Origin of the sequence: Staphylococcus pasteuri, from assembly GCF_030547725.1 — a bacterium.
In the GTDB taxonomy this organism is placed as follows: Bacteria; Bacillota; Bacilli; order Staphylococcales; family Staphylococcaceae; genus Staphylococcus; species Staphylococcus pasteuri.
In genome coordinates this window covers 1-233 of record NZ_JAUOQO010001037.1, presented here as the reverse complement: position 1 = coordinate 233, position 233 = coordinate 1, and the positions used below count along the sequence as shown (strand labels likewise).

At 39.1% G+C, this 233-nt stretch carries 1 protein-coding gene; it reads right to left on the bottom strand.

Going from position 1 to position 233, the window contains the following annotated elements:
• On the bottom strand, nt 1-233 hold a 233-nt coding region (locus Q4528_RS16325), incomplete at both ends, for an NAD-dependent epimerase/dehydratase family protein (protein ID WP_303522835.1).

Below are 233 nucleotides of genomic sequence, written 5' to 3'. Positions count from 1 at the left end.
AACGTAGACAACGGGAAATCTTCTTTAATAGGAAAACTGTCAGGGTCTCCATAAACATTAGCGGATGAGCTAAATACGAGCTTTTTGCAGCCATTGGCTGCCATTACATCAAATAAATTAAGCGAGCCTTCCACATTATTTTGGTAATAACGTAAAGGTTCACTAATTGACTCACCCACCACCTTTAGACCTGCAAAGTGGATAACCGCATCAATATCAAACTGATTAAACAC